This is a genomic window from Streptomyces sp. SP18CS02, assembly GCF_036322365.1.
Taxonomy (GTDB): Bacteria; Actinomycetota; Actinomycetes; order Streptomycetales; family Streptomycetaceae; genus Streptomyces.
Genome location: NZ_JAQYXC010000266.1, coordinates 83784 through 97038, shown reverse-complemented (window position 1 = coordinate 97038; position 13255 = coordinate 83784). Strand labels below are relative to the sequence as shown.

At 73.4% G+C, this 13255-nt stretch carries 13 protein-coding genes; 5 read left to right on the top strand and 8 right to left on the bottom strand.

The genetic code is table 11. From position 1 onward, the window contains the following. Positions 1–46: 46 nt before the first annotated feature. Positions 47–310, bottom strand: coding sequence for a hypothetical protein (locus PUR26_RS08215; protein ID WP_329870668.1), 264 nt, complete (start codon positions 308–310; stop codon positions 47–49). Positions 311–583: 273 nt separating this feature from the next. On the opposite strand from PUR26_RS08215, the gene PUR26_RS08210 reads away from it, so the two are divergent. Beyond that, positions 584–2098 (top strand): serine/threonine-protein kinase, encoded by a 1515-nt coding sequence (locus PUR26_RS08210; protein WP_329870667.1) that lies wholly within the window; start codon positions 584–586, stop codon positions 2096–2098. A 3-nt stretch (positions 2099–2101) separates the two neighbouring features. Here the strand turns inward: PUR26_RS08210 and PUR26_RS08205 are convergent, their stop codons facing one another. After that, a complete protein-coding gene (locus PUR26_RS08205) occupies positions 2102–2911 on the bottom strand; it encodes an SGNH/GDSL hydrolase family protein (RefSeq protein WP_329870665.1) in 810 nt (269 codons plus the stop codon). A 599-nt stretch (positions 2912–3510) separates the two neighbouring features. Here PUR26_RS08205 and PUR26_RS08200 point away from each other — a divergent pair. After that, the gene (locus tag PUR26_RS08200; protein WP_329870664.1) at positions 3511–4605 is read left to right on the top strand and encodes a DUF5925 domain-containing protein; all 1095 of its coding nucleotides are present in this window, start codon (positions 3511–3513) and stop codon (positions 4603–4605) included. Positions 4606–4675: 70 nt separating this feature from the next. Here the strand turns inward: PUR26_RS08200 and PUR26_RS08195 are convergent, their stop codons facing one another. Further along, on the bottom strand, positions 4676–5053 hold the full coding sequence (locus tag PUR26_RS08195; protein WP_329870662.1) for a GntR family transcriptional regulator: 378 nt from the start codon (positions 5051–5053) through the stop codon (positions 4676–4678). Between the two features lie 84 nt (positions 5054–5137). Here PUR26_RS08195 and PUR26_RS08190 point away from each other — a divergent pair, with 84 nt between their 5' ends. Continuing rightward, positions 5138–6058, top strand: coding sequence for a GNAT family N-acetyltransferase (locus PUR26_RS08190; RefSeq protein ID WP_329870660.1), 921 nt, complete (start codon positions 5138–5140; stop codon positions 6056–6058). Then, positions 6039–6539, top strand: coding sequence for a DUF402 domain-containing protein (locus PUR26_RS08185; RefSeq protein WP_329870659.1), 501 nt, complete (start codon positions 6039–6041; stop codon positions 6537–6539). The genes PUR26_RS08190 and PUR26_RS08185 overlap by 20 nt, the downstream gene beginning before the upstream one ends. Before the next feature lie 151 nt (positions 6540–6690). Here PUR26_RS08185 and PUR26_RS08180 read toward each other — a convergent pair whose 3' ends face one another. From PUR26_RS08180 to PUR26_RS08170, 3 genes are read right to left on the bottom strand one after another with little or no spacing between them, the layout of a single operon-like run. After that, positions 6691–8187 carry a tripartite tricarboxylate transporter permease gene (locus PUR26_RS08180; protein ID WP_329870658.1) on the bottom strand — a complete coding sequence of 499 codons (1497 nt, stop codon included), beginning with the start codon at positions 8185–8187 and terminating at the stop codon, positions 6691–6693. Further along, complete coding sequence (locus tag PUR26_RS08175; RefSeq protein WP_329870657.1) at positions 8187–8702, bottom strand: tripartite tricarboxylate transporter TctB family protein; 516 nt, start codon at positions 8700–8702, stop codon at positions 8187–8189. Before PUR26_RS08175 ends, PUR26_RS08180 begins: the two co-directional genes overlap by 1 nt. Next, positions 8699–9682 (bottom strand): Bug family tripartite tricarboxylate transporter substrate binding protein, encoded by a 984-nt coding sequence (locus PUR26_RS08170; protein WP_329870655.1) that lies wholly within the window; start codon positions 9680–9682, stop codon positions 8699–8701. Before PUR26_RS08170 ends, PUR26_RS08175 begins: the two co-directional genes overlap by 4 nt. A 305-nt stretch (positions 9683–9987) precedes the next feature. Between PUR26_RS08170 and PUR26_RS08165 the strand changes: the two genes are divergently transcribed. Next, positions 9988–10674, top strand: a complete 687-nt coding sequence (locus tag PUR26_RS08165; RefSeq protein ID WP_329870653.1) for a response regulator — start codon at positions 9988–9990, stop codon at positions 10672–10674. 55 nt (positions 10675–10729) lie between these two features. Here PUR26_RS08165 and PUR26_RS08160 read toward each other — a convergent pair whose 3' ends face one another. Together PUR26_RS08160 and PUR26_RS08155 are read right to left on the bottom strand one after the other, a co-directional pair. After that, complete coding sequence (locus PUR26_RS08160; protein ID WP_329870652.1) at positions 10730–12079, bottom strand: S1 family peptidase; 1350 nt, start codon at positions 12077–12079, stop codon at positions 10730–10732. Between the two features lie 371 nt (positions 12080–12450). After that, entirely contained in the window at positions 12451–13101 is a 651-nt protein-coding gene (locus tag PUR26_RS08155) for a fasciclin domain-containing protein (protein WP_329870651.1), read from the bottom strand. Between the last annotated feature and the right edge of the window lie 154 nt (positions 13102–13255).

Below are 13255 nucleotides of genomic sequence, written 5' to 3'. Positions count from 1 at the left end.
CGAGCCCGTCAGGACCGGTCGGAACCCCGCGGATCTCCGGGTTCGCTCAGCCGTGGTTGCCGAAGAGCGAGCGGCGCAGCCTGCGCAGCGGTGCGAAGAGCGAGACGCGCGCGCTCTTGCTGGTGCGGGTGTGGGCGACATCACGTGTCGTCAGTTCGCGCATCAGCGACGTCGCCTCGGCCGTCTCGCGCTGCGGAAGGGCGGGACCGCCCAGCACCGCGAGATGGCGGTCGAGTCGCGAGCTGGTCGCGCTGCTCCCGCAAGTGATCGCAGGCACACGTGCCCTGCTACGCACAGTTATCTGTTCCATGTCACTCCCCACCCGTACAAGGGCACCCGGCCCGGGCCACGTTAACCCTATCGTCCCCGCATCTCACACGTGTATCCCGGTGACGGGATTCACCACACACATACGAGGGTTGGCGATTACTCTCCGAATCTGACCGATTCCAGGGTGAGTTGGACAGCCTTAGGTCTGCTGGTGAGGGGATGGTGTCCAAGGGGGCGGCATGCAGGCCGGGTTGAGCTAACTTGGAGTGATTTACGCCGTAGCGCGACGCCCCACCGCGAAGGGGGATGCCCCATGAGTGCACCGCCGGGCGACGGACGGATCGTGGCAGGGCGTTACCGACTGCTCGGTCCGCTCGGTGAGGGCGGCATGGGCGTCGTGTGGCGCGCCCGGGACGAGGTGCTGGCCCGCGAGGTCGCCGTCAAGGAGATCCGGGCCCCCTCCGGGCTCACCGCGGCGGAGCGGCAGCGGCTGTACACGCGGCTGGAGCGGGAGGCCTGGGCCGCCGCGCGGATCCCGCACCGCAACGCGGTCACCGTCCACGACGTGGCGGCCGAGGACGGTCGGCCGTGGATCGTGATGGAGCTGGTACGCGGGCTGGCGCTCTCCGAGACGCTCGACTCGGAGGGTCCGATGCCGCCCCGGCGGGCCGGGCACATCGGGGCGGAGGTCCTGGCGGCGCTGCGGGCCGGGCACGCGGCCGGGGTGCTGCACCGGGACGTGAAGCCGGGCAACGTGCTGCTGGCCAACGACGGCCGGGTGGTACTGACGGACTTCGGCATCGCGCGGGTGGCGGGGGCGTCCGGCCCGACCGTGCCGGGCGGGCTGACCGGCTCGCCCGAATTCGCGGCTCCGGAAACGGCGTTGGGCCGTCCCCCGGGCCCGGAGGCGGATCTGTGGTCGCTGGGCGTACTGCTGTACGCGGCGGTGGAGGGGAGGTCACCGTTCCGCCGGAGCACCCCGTTGAGCACCTTGCGCGCCGTGGTCGACGAGGAGCCGCCCTCGCCGCGCCGGGCGGGCGAACTGGCCCCGGTGATCGAGGGACTGCTGCGCAAGGACCCGGCCGAGCGGCTGTCGGCCGAGGAGGCCGAGGGACGACTGCGGGCCGTGGGAACGGGCGGCGGTGCCCGGACGGCCCCGGTCAGGGCCGCCGGCGGCGCCCGTACGGCCCCGACGGCGGAGGGCCCGGCGGGCGGCGCGTACGGGGGTCGACGCGCCGCCGCGCCGTCCCCCGCTCCGGGCGGGAGGTCCGCGTCCGGCCACGCGCGACGGGCGGCCGTCGCCCTGGCGGCGGGCGTCGCCGCGCTGCTGCCGGCGGTCGGCGGACTGGCGTACGCGCTGCTGCGGGACGGCGGCGCCGACGGCGGAAGGGGCAGCGGGGGCGGTTCGTCGGGCTCGCCGGCCGCCCCGTCGTGGGTGCGGGTGCGCGTCGAGGCCGTGCGGGACGGATACCGCGGCATCTGCCCGCCGCCCGCGGAACGGGCTCCCGCGTTCGGCGCGACGGTGACGGTGGGGCGCCCGCCCGCCACGGTGGCCTACCGGTGGGTCACGGAGAGCGGAGGGGACGGGGACGGGGAAGCGGCCTGGCGGACCGTGGTGTTCGGCCCGGACGACACCGGGGGGAAGCGGATCGGGCACACGCCGCCGGCCCGTTACGGCGGCGGGACGCACGACGACCGGGTCCGGGTGGAGGTCCGGAGCCCGGTCGAGGCGCGTTCCGACTGGATCGGCTTCTCGGTCACCTGCGAGGAGGAGACCCCCGCGGACGGGGGCTCGTCACCGGCCGGTTCCGCGTCGCCCCGGCCGTGACGCTCAGGCGGCGGACCTGAACGCGGGGAGGTAGCCGCCGGACTGTCCGGAGGCCGTCGGGTGGTACGACTCGCCGATGTTGAGCCAGTTCACGCTGTGCAGCCAGGCGGAACCCGAGCAGATCTCGTGACCGGCGAAGGCCGGCGCGACGTCCGCGAAGGTGTAGCCGTGGTCGGCGGCGCGCTTGGCGGTCGCCGTGTTGAGGTAGTCGGAGGCGTCGTTGATGGCGCGGCGTTCGTTCTCGCTCAGGCCGCCGACGCAGGTCCCGCTGAGCTTGTAGAAGCGGGGGTAGCCGAGGACCACGACGCGCGCGGAAGGGGCCTTGGCCCTGATCGCCGAGTACACCGAGTCCAGTCGGCCGGGCAGGGTGGTGGCGACGAAGTCGCGGGCCTGGTTGATACGGGCGAGGCAGTTGGCCTCGGACTCCAGCACACAGGTGGTCATGACGTCGGCAAACCCGGCGTCGTTGCCGCCGATCGTGATGGAGACGAGGTCGGTGGCGGAGCCGAGGGGCCCGAGCTGACTGGCCGTGACATCACCTGTGCGAGCGCCGGAGCAAGCGGTGAAGGCGAACGACGAGGGCGAGTTGGCGGTGGCCCAGAGGCGGGGGTAGGCACGGGTGCTGCGCTTGCAGTCGCCGCTCGCGCTGTCGTAGCTGCCGGCCCCGACGCCCGAGGAGTACGAGTCGCCGAGAGCTACGTAGTCGACTGCTGCGGCCGAGGGGGCGGCCTGCGCCGCACCCGCGCCGGTGAGGGCGAGAACGGCACCGAGAAGAAGCGAGGTGGAGAATGCCGCGGCTCGGGACAGTTTCATGGAACCTCCCTTTAGCAGGATCTCTGCTTCCCATTTGGTAGCAGCTTGCAGTGTCCATGCCAATAAGCGGGAAGCGGTACTTGACGGTCCGTCGACCGCAGGACCAGCATGGACGCCCGACATCCGGCGCTATGGGCGTCAAGTCACCCTGACCGCAGGCGGATCGGCGTGAACCGGGACCGTGCATGTGCGCCCGCGCTCGCGGGGAGCGACGGTGGCGCTCGCCACCGCCGGTGCCGCCCCTGGCGTCGGCCGGGTGCGACGCGCCGCCGCGCGCCCCGCCCGGCCCCCTGCTTCCCGTCGCTCGCCCGGCCTTCGGTCCCGCCACCGCCCCTCGACCGCGCGGAGGCTGCCGCCGTCGGCGACTTCGCGCCGCCGGTGACCCGCCACACCCTCACCGGCCCGACGCCCCATGTCGTCAGGTCCCCACGCCCCATGTCTCCATGCCGCACCCCCGATACCCCCCGATGGCCCTCACCAAGGGGTACGCCGTGGTCCGCCGCACCCGCCGTACCTGCGCCGTCGTGGCCGGGGCCGGTGGGCAGCGGCACCGTCAAAACACCGTGCGGGGAACGCGCGAGTGCCGGATCATGGGGCGCATGTCTGCCAACCCTCAGGACGCCCTGCCGATCCGGCTCACCGTCGACGACAGCGATTCTCCTTCCGATGTCGTCGACGCGCTGTTCCTCGGGCGCTTCGCGACGGGCGAGCAGCCGTACTCGCACAGCTCCACCATCGACCGCGTCAAGCCCGGTGCGACACTGCTGCCGCCGGGCGCCTCGGTGCTGCGCGCAGCCCGCGACGACGACCGCAGCGCCACCCTCGCCGAGGGTGACGGCTGGACGCTGCTGGTCTCCCGCTGGAACCGGGGCGCGGACGTGACGGTCACCGCGGTCGACTCCGGGCTCGCCGAGACGATCCTGAAGCAGGCCACGGACGGCGCCCAGGACGAGCCGGAGCCGCAGCCGGAGAACGTGACCATGGGCTTCTGGTACGTGTCGCCGCGCCGGGGTCCGCACCGCACCACCCGGCAGATCGCCGCCGGCACGTGGGACGAGGTGCGGCCCAACTACACGGCCCCGGTGGCCGAGGCGATGGGCCGTCTGATGAAGGTGACGCCGGACGACATCGCGGGCCGTCTGCTGCTCCTGCACGGCCCGCCGGGCACTGGCAAGACGTCCGCGCTGCGCACCCTGGCCCGCTCGTGGCGGGACTGGTGCCAGGTGGACTGCGTGCTGGACCCCGAGCGGCTGTTCAACGACGTCGGCTACCTGATGGACATCGCGATCGGCGAGGACGAGGGCACCGCGAAGGGCCGCTGGCGGCTGCTCCTGCTGGAGGACTGCGACGAGCTGATCCGCGGCGAGGCCAAGCACACGGCGGGCCAGGCCCTGTCCCGGCTGCTGAACCTGACGGACGGTCTGCTGGGGCAGGGCCGCAACGTCCTGGTGGGCGTCACCACCAACGAGGACCTGGAACGGCTGCACCCCGCGGTGGTCAGGCCGGGCCGCTGCCTGGCCCGGATCGAGGTGGGGGCGCTGACCCGGGCGGAGGCGGTGGGCTGGCTGGGGACCGAGGAGGGCGTCGGCCGGGACGGCGCGACCCTGGCGGAGCTGTTCGCCCTGCGCCGCGGCAACGGCCCGGCCGCGATCCCGGACCAGCCGAAGGACACGGACGCCGGCCTCTACCTGTAGGCGTGCCGGGCGGGGTCCGGGCGGTCACGGGGCGCACGCCGGCGCACCGGCACCATGCCCCGCGCCGGGCTCAGCCGACGCCGTAGCGCGCCCGCAGCGCGTCCTCCACGGCCGACCGCGCGTCGGCCTGCGAAAGTCCCAGGCGCTGGGCCTCGGTGGCGTACGCGGCGGCGGCCTTCGCGGCCTGGCGTGCCGCCGCGTCACCGGCGGCCGCGACGAAGGTGCCGTTGCGGCCCCGGGTCTCGATCACCCCGTCGGCCTCCAGCGCGCGGTACGCCTTGGCGATCGTGTTCGCGGCGAGGCCCAGTTCCTGCGCGAGGCCGCGGACCGTGGGCAGTTTGCTGCCGACCGGCAGCCGGCCGGACCGGGCCTGGGCGGAGATCTGCGAGCGCAGCTGTTCGTACGGGGCGGTCGCGGAGTCCGCGTCGATGGCGATCTTCAGGGTCACGGTGCCGATTCTCGCGCACGGCGTCCGGGGCGGGCGGAAAAACCGGGAGACGACGGTGGCCGGTGGTGCGTAGCGTGCGGCCCCATGACTGTGATCGTCCGTGATTTCCGTCCCGACGACGCCGAGGCCGTGGCCCGGGTCCGTCGTGCCGTGCTGCCCTTCGAGGTGACGACACCCGCGTACATCCGCTTCGGGGTGGAGCGCGCCAACCCGGCGAAGAAGGTCCGGGTTCTGGTCGCGGAGAGGGACGGGGAGGTCATCGGCACGGCGCACGCAGGCATCGCGTACGACAGCGACGTCCCGGGGCAGTCGTACGCCACGCCCCATGTCCATCCCGAACACCGCGGTCACGGCGCGGGCGCGCTGCTGCTGCGGACCGCCGAGGAGCACCTTGCGGCGGAGGGGGCGACGCACCTGTACGCCTGGGCGCTGGACGAGCCCGGTTTCCGGGAGTTCGCGGAGAGGCGCGGATACCGCCCGGCGCGCACGGCGCACTTCCAGCACCTCGACCTGGCGAACGGCCCGCTGCCCGAACCGCCCGCGCCGGCGCCGGGTGTCGAGCTGCGCACGGCGGCCGACTACGAGGACGACCCGCGTCCGGTGTACGAGGCGGACGCCGAGGCGACGTCGGACGAGCCGGGCGACATCGGGGCGAGCCTCGACGACTACGAGGACTGGATCGCCGGCGTCTGGAACAACCCGCTCCTCGACCGGGGCCTTTCCACGATCGTCACCGTGGACGGCCGGGTGGCGGCCTTCACGGCCGCGGAGACCGACGGGCTCACCCGCTACATGTCGGGCATGACCGGGACCAGGCGGGCCTACCGGGGCCGCGGCCTGGCCAGACTCGCCAAGGCCGACTCGCTGCGCCGGGCCCGGGCGGCCGGCTACCGGGACGCGTACACCAGCAACGACGGTGCCAACGAGCCGATGCTGGCGATCAACAGGTGGTTCGGTTACGAGATCTGCGCCACGGAGGTTCGGTATGTCCGTGCGATCGGTTGAGGTGGTGCTCGTCAAGGCGGGCCGTACGAAGATCCGTTACCCGGCGGAGGTGGTGGCCGACGACGGCGACCGTCTCACGGTGCGCGCCCCGTGGGCGGCCGAGGGGGTGCGGGACTTCGGCTTCGTGCGGTTCGAGCCGGGAGACGTGTTCACCGAGCACTACTGGCGGGATCGCTGGTACGCCGTGAAGGAGGTACGGTCCGCCGACGCCACCCTCAAGGGCTGGTACTGCGACATCACCCGGCCCGCGGTCGTCGACGGCGGCGAGGTGCTCGTCGAGGACCTCGACCTGGACCTGTGGGTGTCGGCGGACGGTTCGCGGATCCTGCGGCTGGACGAGGACGAGTTCCGCGACAGCGGCCTGGCGGAACGGGACCCGGAGGCCGCGGCGCGGGCCGTCGGGGCGCTGGACGCCCTGGAGGAGCTGGCCCGCGCGGGTGGTCTGCCCGGTCAGGACAGCGGCTCGCGGAAGCGGTCGTAGGGGCCGTCCACCCGTCGTGCCACGAGCTCGTGGCCGAAGCCGTAGCCGTGGCGGGGGTGCGGCTTCCGGCTGGACGACGGGGCGCCGGCGACGGACGTCCGCCCCGCCTCCGCCCCCCGTGATCGGCCTCCGTCGGGGCGGGGCGGGGAGGTCACGCCGATGCGCTACGACGGCGTGTGACCACCTTCTTCAGCAGGGGCCAGGCCAGCAGGACCACGATCACCGCGTACACGGTCACCGAGAACGGCGTGTCGACCAGGCCGGTGACGCTGCCGTCGCTGATCTGGAGTGCGCGGCGCAGCTGCTGTTCGGCGGCCGGGCCGAGGATGACGCCGATGACCGCGGGCAGCACGGGCAGGCCGTAGCACCGCATGCCGAACCCGATCAGCCCGATGACCAGCAGGATGACCAGGTCGAACGCCTCGCCGCCGACCGCGTACGCGCCGACCGCGGCGAAGAACAGGATCCCCGCGTACAGATAGGGGCGGGGGATGCGCAGCAGCTTCGCCCACACCGGCGCGAGCGGCAGGTTCAGCGCGAGCAGCAGCACCATGCCCACGAAGAGCGAGGCGATCAGGCCCCAGACCAGATCGGGTTCGCGTTCGAACAGCAGCGGGCCGGGCTGGATGCCGTACTGCTGGAAGGCGGCGAGCATCACGGCGGCGACGGCCGTCGTGGGCAGGCCCAGGGTGAGCATCGAGACGAGGGTGCCCGCGGCCGAGGCGGACGCGGCGGACTCCGGTCCGGCCACTCCCTCGATGGCCCCCTTCCCGAACTCGTCCTTGTGCCGGGACAGCCGCTTCTCCGTGACGTACGACAGGAAGGTCGGGATCTCGGCGCCGCCGGCCGGGATGGCGCCGAACGGGAAGCCTATGAGCGGTCCGCGCAGCCACGGCTTCCAGGTGCGCCTGATGTCGGCCCTGGCGAGCCAGGGGCGGCCGACGGGGATCGCGTCGCCGCCGGTGCGCCGCAGATGGGCCGCGACCCACAGCGCCTCGCCGATGGCGAAGAGACCGACCGCCACGATGACGACGTCGATGCCGTCGGCCAGGTGCAGCGAGCCGAAGGTGAGCCTCTGCTGGCCGGTCATCCGGTCGAGCCCGACCAGACCGAGGGTGAGCCCGATCAGCAGCGAGGCGAGGCCCCGGATGCGTGACGAGCCGAGCACCGAGGTCACGGCGATGAACGCCAGCACCATGATGGCGAAGTAGTCGGGCGCGCCGATGTCCACGGCCAGTGAGGCGACGGCGGGGGCGAGGGCGACCAGCAGGACCGTGCCGATCAGGCCGCCGGCGAAGTGGCCGCCTGCCGCGGCGGCGAGCGCCTGTGCGCCGCGCCCGGCTTTGGCCATCGGGTTCCCCTCGATGGCGGCCACCACCGCCGCGCTCTCTCCGGGTGTGTTGAGCAGGATGGACGTGGTGGAGCCGCCGAACATGGCGCCGTAGTAGATGCCGGCGAACATGATGAACGCGCCGGTCGGCTCCAGTCCGTAGGTCACGGGCAGCAGCAGCGCGACCGCCATGGCCGGGCCGATGCCGGGCAGGACGCCGATGGCCGTGCCGAGCAGGACCCCGACGGCCGCCCACAGGAGGTTCATCGGGGTGAGGGCGGTCCCGAAGCCGTCGATGAGGGAGTTCAGGGAATCCATCAGAGCACTCCCATCAGCGGGCCGCCGGGCAGCGGGACGCCGAGCAGGTGGTCGAAGACGAGGAAGGTGACGAGGGAGAGGGCCGCGGCGATGAGCGGGTCGCGGTCGAGGCGGCGGCTGCCCAGGGCATAGGCCGAGCCCCAGAAGAGCAGGGCGCCCGAGACCGGGAAGCCGAGCGGGCCGATGAGGACGGCGTTGGCGAGGAAGACGCCGGCCAGCAGCAGGACGGTGCGCCGGTCGGCGGGCCCGGAGAGGTCGACGTCCTCGCCGCTCTCGGCCTCGCCCCGGCCGCCGCGCAGGACGTCGACGGCGAGCAGGACGGCCACGGCGAGCAGACCGATGCCGACGGCCGTGGGGACGGTCGTGGGGCCGACGGGGCCGCGCTGGGCCGTGTCCACGTCCATCGTGAGGGCGTCGGTCAGGACGAGGACCCCGATGCCGAACAGCAGCAGCCCGACGCCGAGTTCGGAGTGTTCGCGCAGCCAGGAGCGGCGCCCGGTGACCGGTGTGCTCACAGTCCCAGCTCCTTGAGGACGGAGTCGACGCGGGTGTCCTGCTCGTCGAGGAAGTCGCCGAACTCGTCGCCGGTCAGGAAGGCGTCGCTCCAGCCGTTCTTCCTCATGGAGTCCCGCCACTGCTTCGAGTCGTGCAGCTCGCGGACGAGGCCGATGAGCTTGTCGCGTTCGGCGGCGGAGAGGCCGGGCGGGGCGACGATGCCGCGCCAGTTGGTGAACTCGGTGTCCAGGCCCGCCTCGCGCAGGGTGGGGGCGTCGAGTCCGGGCACGCGCTCGGGGCCGGTGACGGCGAGCAGCCGCAGCTCCCCCGCCTCGATCTGGTCGAGGTACTCGCCGACGCCGGAGACCCCGAAGGCGACCTTGTCGCCGAGGATCGAGGCGAGCAGCTCGCCGCCGCCGTCGAAGGGGATGTAGTTGACCGACTTGGGCGGGATGCCGGCCGCCTGCGCCATCAGCATGGGCGCGAGGTGGTCGGGGCCGCCGGGCGACGATCCGCCGCCGACGGGCAGCTTGCCGGGGTCCTTCCTCCAGGCGGCCAGGAGGTCCTGGATGGTCCGGTACGGGGAGTCCTTGCCGACGACCACGATGTCCTGCTCCTCGGTGAGCCGGGCGATCGGGGTGGTGTCGGCGAGCGTCCTGGGCGACTTGTTGGTGTGGACGGCTCCGACGACGCCGAGGCCCATGCTCATCGCGAGCCTGCCGTTGCCGTGCTCGCCGACGAGGCGGGTCAGGCCGACCGTGCCGCCCGCGCCCGGCAGGTTGAAGACCTCGATGCCATGGGTGAGGCCCGCGTCCTCGGCGTTCTTGGCCGCGGTGCGCGCCGTGATGTCGTAGCCGCCGCCGGGGCTGTTGGGCACCATGAAGCGCAGGCCGGGAATCCGGGTGCCGGTGTCGGAGCCGCCGCCCGCGCTGAGCAGCGGCGGCCCCACGAGCACCAGCAGCGCCGACCCGAGAAGGGCGAGGGGGGTACGCGATCGCACGGGTGCCGCCTTTCGGTCTGGGCACGCGCCGTCCGGGCATGCCGTGTTCGGGCATCACCCGTTCCGGAGCGTGCGTCGTTCCGGGCGTCGCTCCGGGCCCGCGTCGTTCCGGGGCGGGCGCCGTCGCGGGCGTGCGCCGTCGCGGACGGCGCCTGGTCCTGGGCGGTGCCTGGTCCCGGGCGACGCGTGGCCAACGGGCCACGCGTGGAGAAGTGGCCCACATGTTGCCCGCACGTTAAGAACCTGTCTCCCTTCCGCAATCAACGGACGTTGTGGTCGTTGCGGTCGCGACCTAGCGTGGCGCCGTGACGAAGGTGCTGGTGGTGGACGACGACTTCATGGTCGCCAGGCTGCACAGCCGCTATGTGTCGGCGGTCGACGGCTTCACGGTCGTAGGGGTGGCGCACAGCGGAGCCGAAGCGCTGCGCGCCGCCGAGGAACTGCGTCCCGATCTGGTCCTGCTGGACATCTACCTGCCCGACATGGACGGCATCGGCGTGCTACGGGCCCTGCGGGCCGCCGAGGAGAGCGACCGGGAGCGCGGCTGCGCCGACGCGCTGTTCATCACGGCCGCCCGGGACGCGGGGACGGTCCGTTCGGCGTTGCGGGCCGGGGCCCTGCACTATCTGATCAAGCCGTTCACCCAGGCGGCGCTGCGGGAGCAGCTGCTGCACGTGGCCTCGCTGCGTACGCGTCTGGACGAGCTGGGTGAGGCACGCCAGGAGGACGTCGACCATCTCTTCGGCACGCGTCCACCCGGCTCGCGGGAGCTCCCCAAGGGCCTGGCCGCGCACACGGCGGAGCTGGTCGAGCGCATCCTGCGCGCCCACCCCTCGGGCCTGTCGGCGACGGAGTGCGCGCAGGCGGGGGCGCTGTCCAGGGTGAGCGCCCGCCGCTACCTGGAGTACTTCGCGGACACCGGTCGGGCCGAGGTCACACTGCGGTACGGGGGCGCGGGCCGCCCGGAGAGGCGCTACCGCCTGCTGGGGTGACCGGGTACCCGAGGGGGCGCGGTGGTACGGGGGCGTACCGGGCCGTTCCCGGCGGTCAGCCCCAGCTCTGGGCGTACTGCCTGCGGTAGCGGCGCCGGTCGGCCCGGTCGGAGAGGAACCAGCGGACGGCCAGCAGTCCGATCAGGCTGACGGTGATGACCAGCAGCCCCGGCACCAGGGGCCGCAGACCGGCGATCGAGGTGAACGAGGCGAAGGACCCCCGTCCGCCCGGCGGGACCACCGCCGGAGGTGCGACGACCGAGCCGGTGGCACCCCCGGCGGTGGCGCCGCTGGCGTCCCCGGTGGTCGTGCCGCCGCCGATCAGCCGTACGCCGAGGGCGGAGAGCGCCGTGGTGGCGGGCTGGAAGAACGTCATCCCCCCGCTGGTGCAGTCCCCGGTGCCGCCCGAGGTCACGCCGAGCGCCAGGCCCTGCGCCAGGAGCGGGCCGCCGCTGTCCCCGGACTCGGCGCACACCGTGGTCTGGATCAGGCCGCTGACCGTGCCCTCGCGGTAGTTGACCGTCGCGTTCAACGCCGTCACCTTTCCCGAGCGCAGCCCGGTGGTGCTGCCGCTGCGGAAGACCTCCTGGCCGACGAAGGGTTCGGCCGCGCCGACGATCGCCACGGCCTGGCCCCCGCCGACGTCCACCCGGCCCGTACCGTCGAAGGCGTCGGCGTCCTCGTACCGGATGAGGGAGAAGTCGGCGCCGGGAAAGCTGCTGGCGACCGTCGTGCCGAAGCGCTCCAGGCCCCGCTGGTCCGGGAACCAGGACGTGCCGACGGGGCCGCAGTGCCCGGCCGTCAGCACGAAGTTGTCCCGGCCGTCGGTCACGTTGAAGCCGGCGGAGCAGCGGCCGCCGCCGTTGAGCATCGGGGCGGCGCCGTTCAGCCGGGTGGTGAAGGAGCCCCCGGTCCTTTCCATGTGCGCGGCGCCCCCGGTCCGCCCGACCACATCGGTCATACGGGACCAGTCGGCGGCGGAGACGGAGCTGTCGGCGTACACCGCCACCCGGTTGGCGGCGTAGTCCATCGCCCAGGCGGTGCCGGGCACCCGGGGGGCCTTGCTCAGGGTCTCGGTGGCCGAGCGCAGGTCCCGCATGCTGTGCCGCTTGATCTCGGCGCGGGCCCCCGCCCGCCGGACCTCGGCCGCCGCTTCCTCGTCCGTCACCGCGACGACGGGGCGCCCCCGCGCGTCCGTCCAGTTTCCCGCGGTGCGGGACGCGCCGAGCCGCGCGACGAGGCGCGAGCCCAGGTCGGCGGTCGGCGACGCGTGGACGCCCGCGTCCGTCGCGCGACCGGTCGTCTCCCCCGCCACGGCGTTCGTCACCATGAGGCCGCCGCAGAGCAGACCTCCGGCAGCCGCCAGCCGGATGGTGCGCCGGAGGTTGCGTCGTCCATGCTTCATCCACGGCCCCCAATGCCGTACCGGTACGAGGTCACCTGCTCCTGGGCCCCGGGGAGACGGAAGACCCTCCTTCCATACGCGGCGCGGCGCCGTTCGGTTCACCGCGCCGCGTCCGGGTCGTGTCGGGGGCGTGTGGGGGTCGTGTCCGGCCGCGGGAGCAGCGGCGGGACCGGGAGCCGAACCGGTGGCGCACCGCCCCTCAGGCGCGGCCGGCGGTTCCGCGAGGAGCCGGTGCGCCCCGAGCACCGGGGCACACCGCCCCGCTGCGCGGCGGTCGCCCGGGCGGGCGGTGGCGCCGTCCCGGCGATGCCCGCGGCGAGAACGGCGGTGGGCCGGCGGCTCGCGGGCGACGCCGGCCCCCGCGGCGTGCGTCACATCTTCGGCATGAGGACGGTGTCGACGATGTAGACGGTGGCATTGGCCGTGGGCACGTTGCCGCACACGACGTCGGACGAGTCGTTGACCTTGTACGACTCCCCCGACCCCGACGTGGTCAGCGTGCTCTTCTCCAGCGTTTCGAACGTACCGCCGTCGAGCTGCTCCGGAGCCAGCTTCTGGCCCACCACGTGATACGTCAGGATCTTCGTCAGCGTCTCCTTGTCGTTGAGGACCTTGTCCAGGTCGGCCTTGGGGATCTTCGCGAAGGCGTCGTTCGTCGGGGCGAACACCGTGATGTTCTGCGCGTTGTTCAACGTGTCGACCAGGCCGGCCTTCTTCACCGCCGTCACCAGCGTCGACAGGGCCGGGTTGTTGGACGCCGCTGTCGCCACGGGGTCCTTGGCCATCCCCTCGAACGAGCCCGCGCCCTCCTTCGGCACCGTCGCGCACGCGGGGCCGAAGGGTCCGGATGCCTGGGGCCTGCCGGAGCCGCCCTGTGCGGGGGTCTTCTCGGCCGCTGCGGAACCGGAGGACGTGCCGTCACCGCCTCCGGAGTCGTTCATGCCGCAGGCGGTGAGGGCGAGGGGCAGCGCGGCCGTGGCGACGACGGCGGCGAGGGCACGGCGGGTACGGGTACGGAACATGGGAAGTCTCCTCCGGAAGTGCGGCGCGCCGTCGGCCGGCGCCACCGTGCGAGGGACGGTCGGCGCGCACAGCCCCGGAGCTCCTGAGCCCCTGGGCTCCTGGGCTCCTGGGCTCCTGGGGCCGTACCGCTTCCCTCACACCCCTCATTCGTCG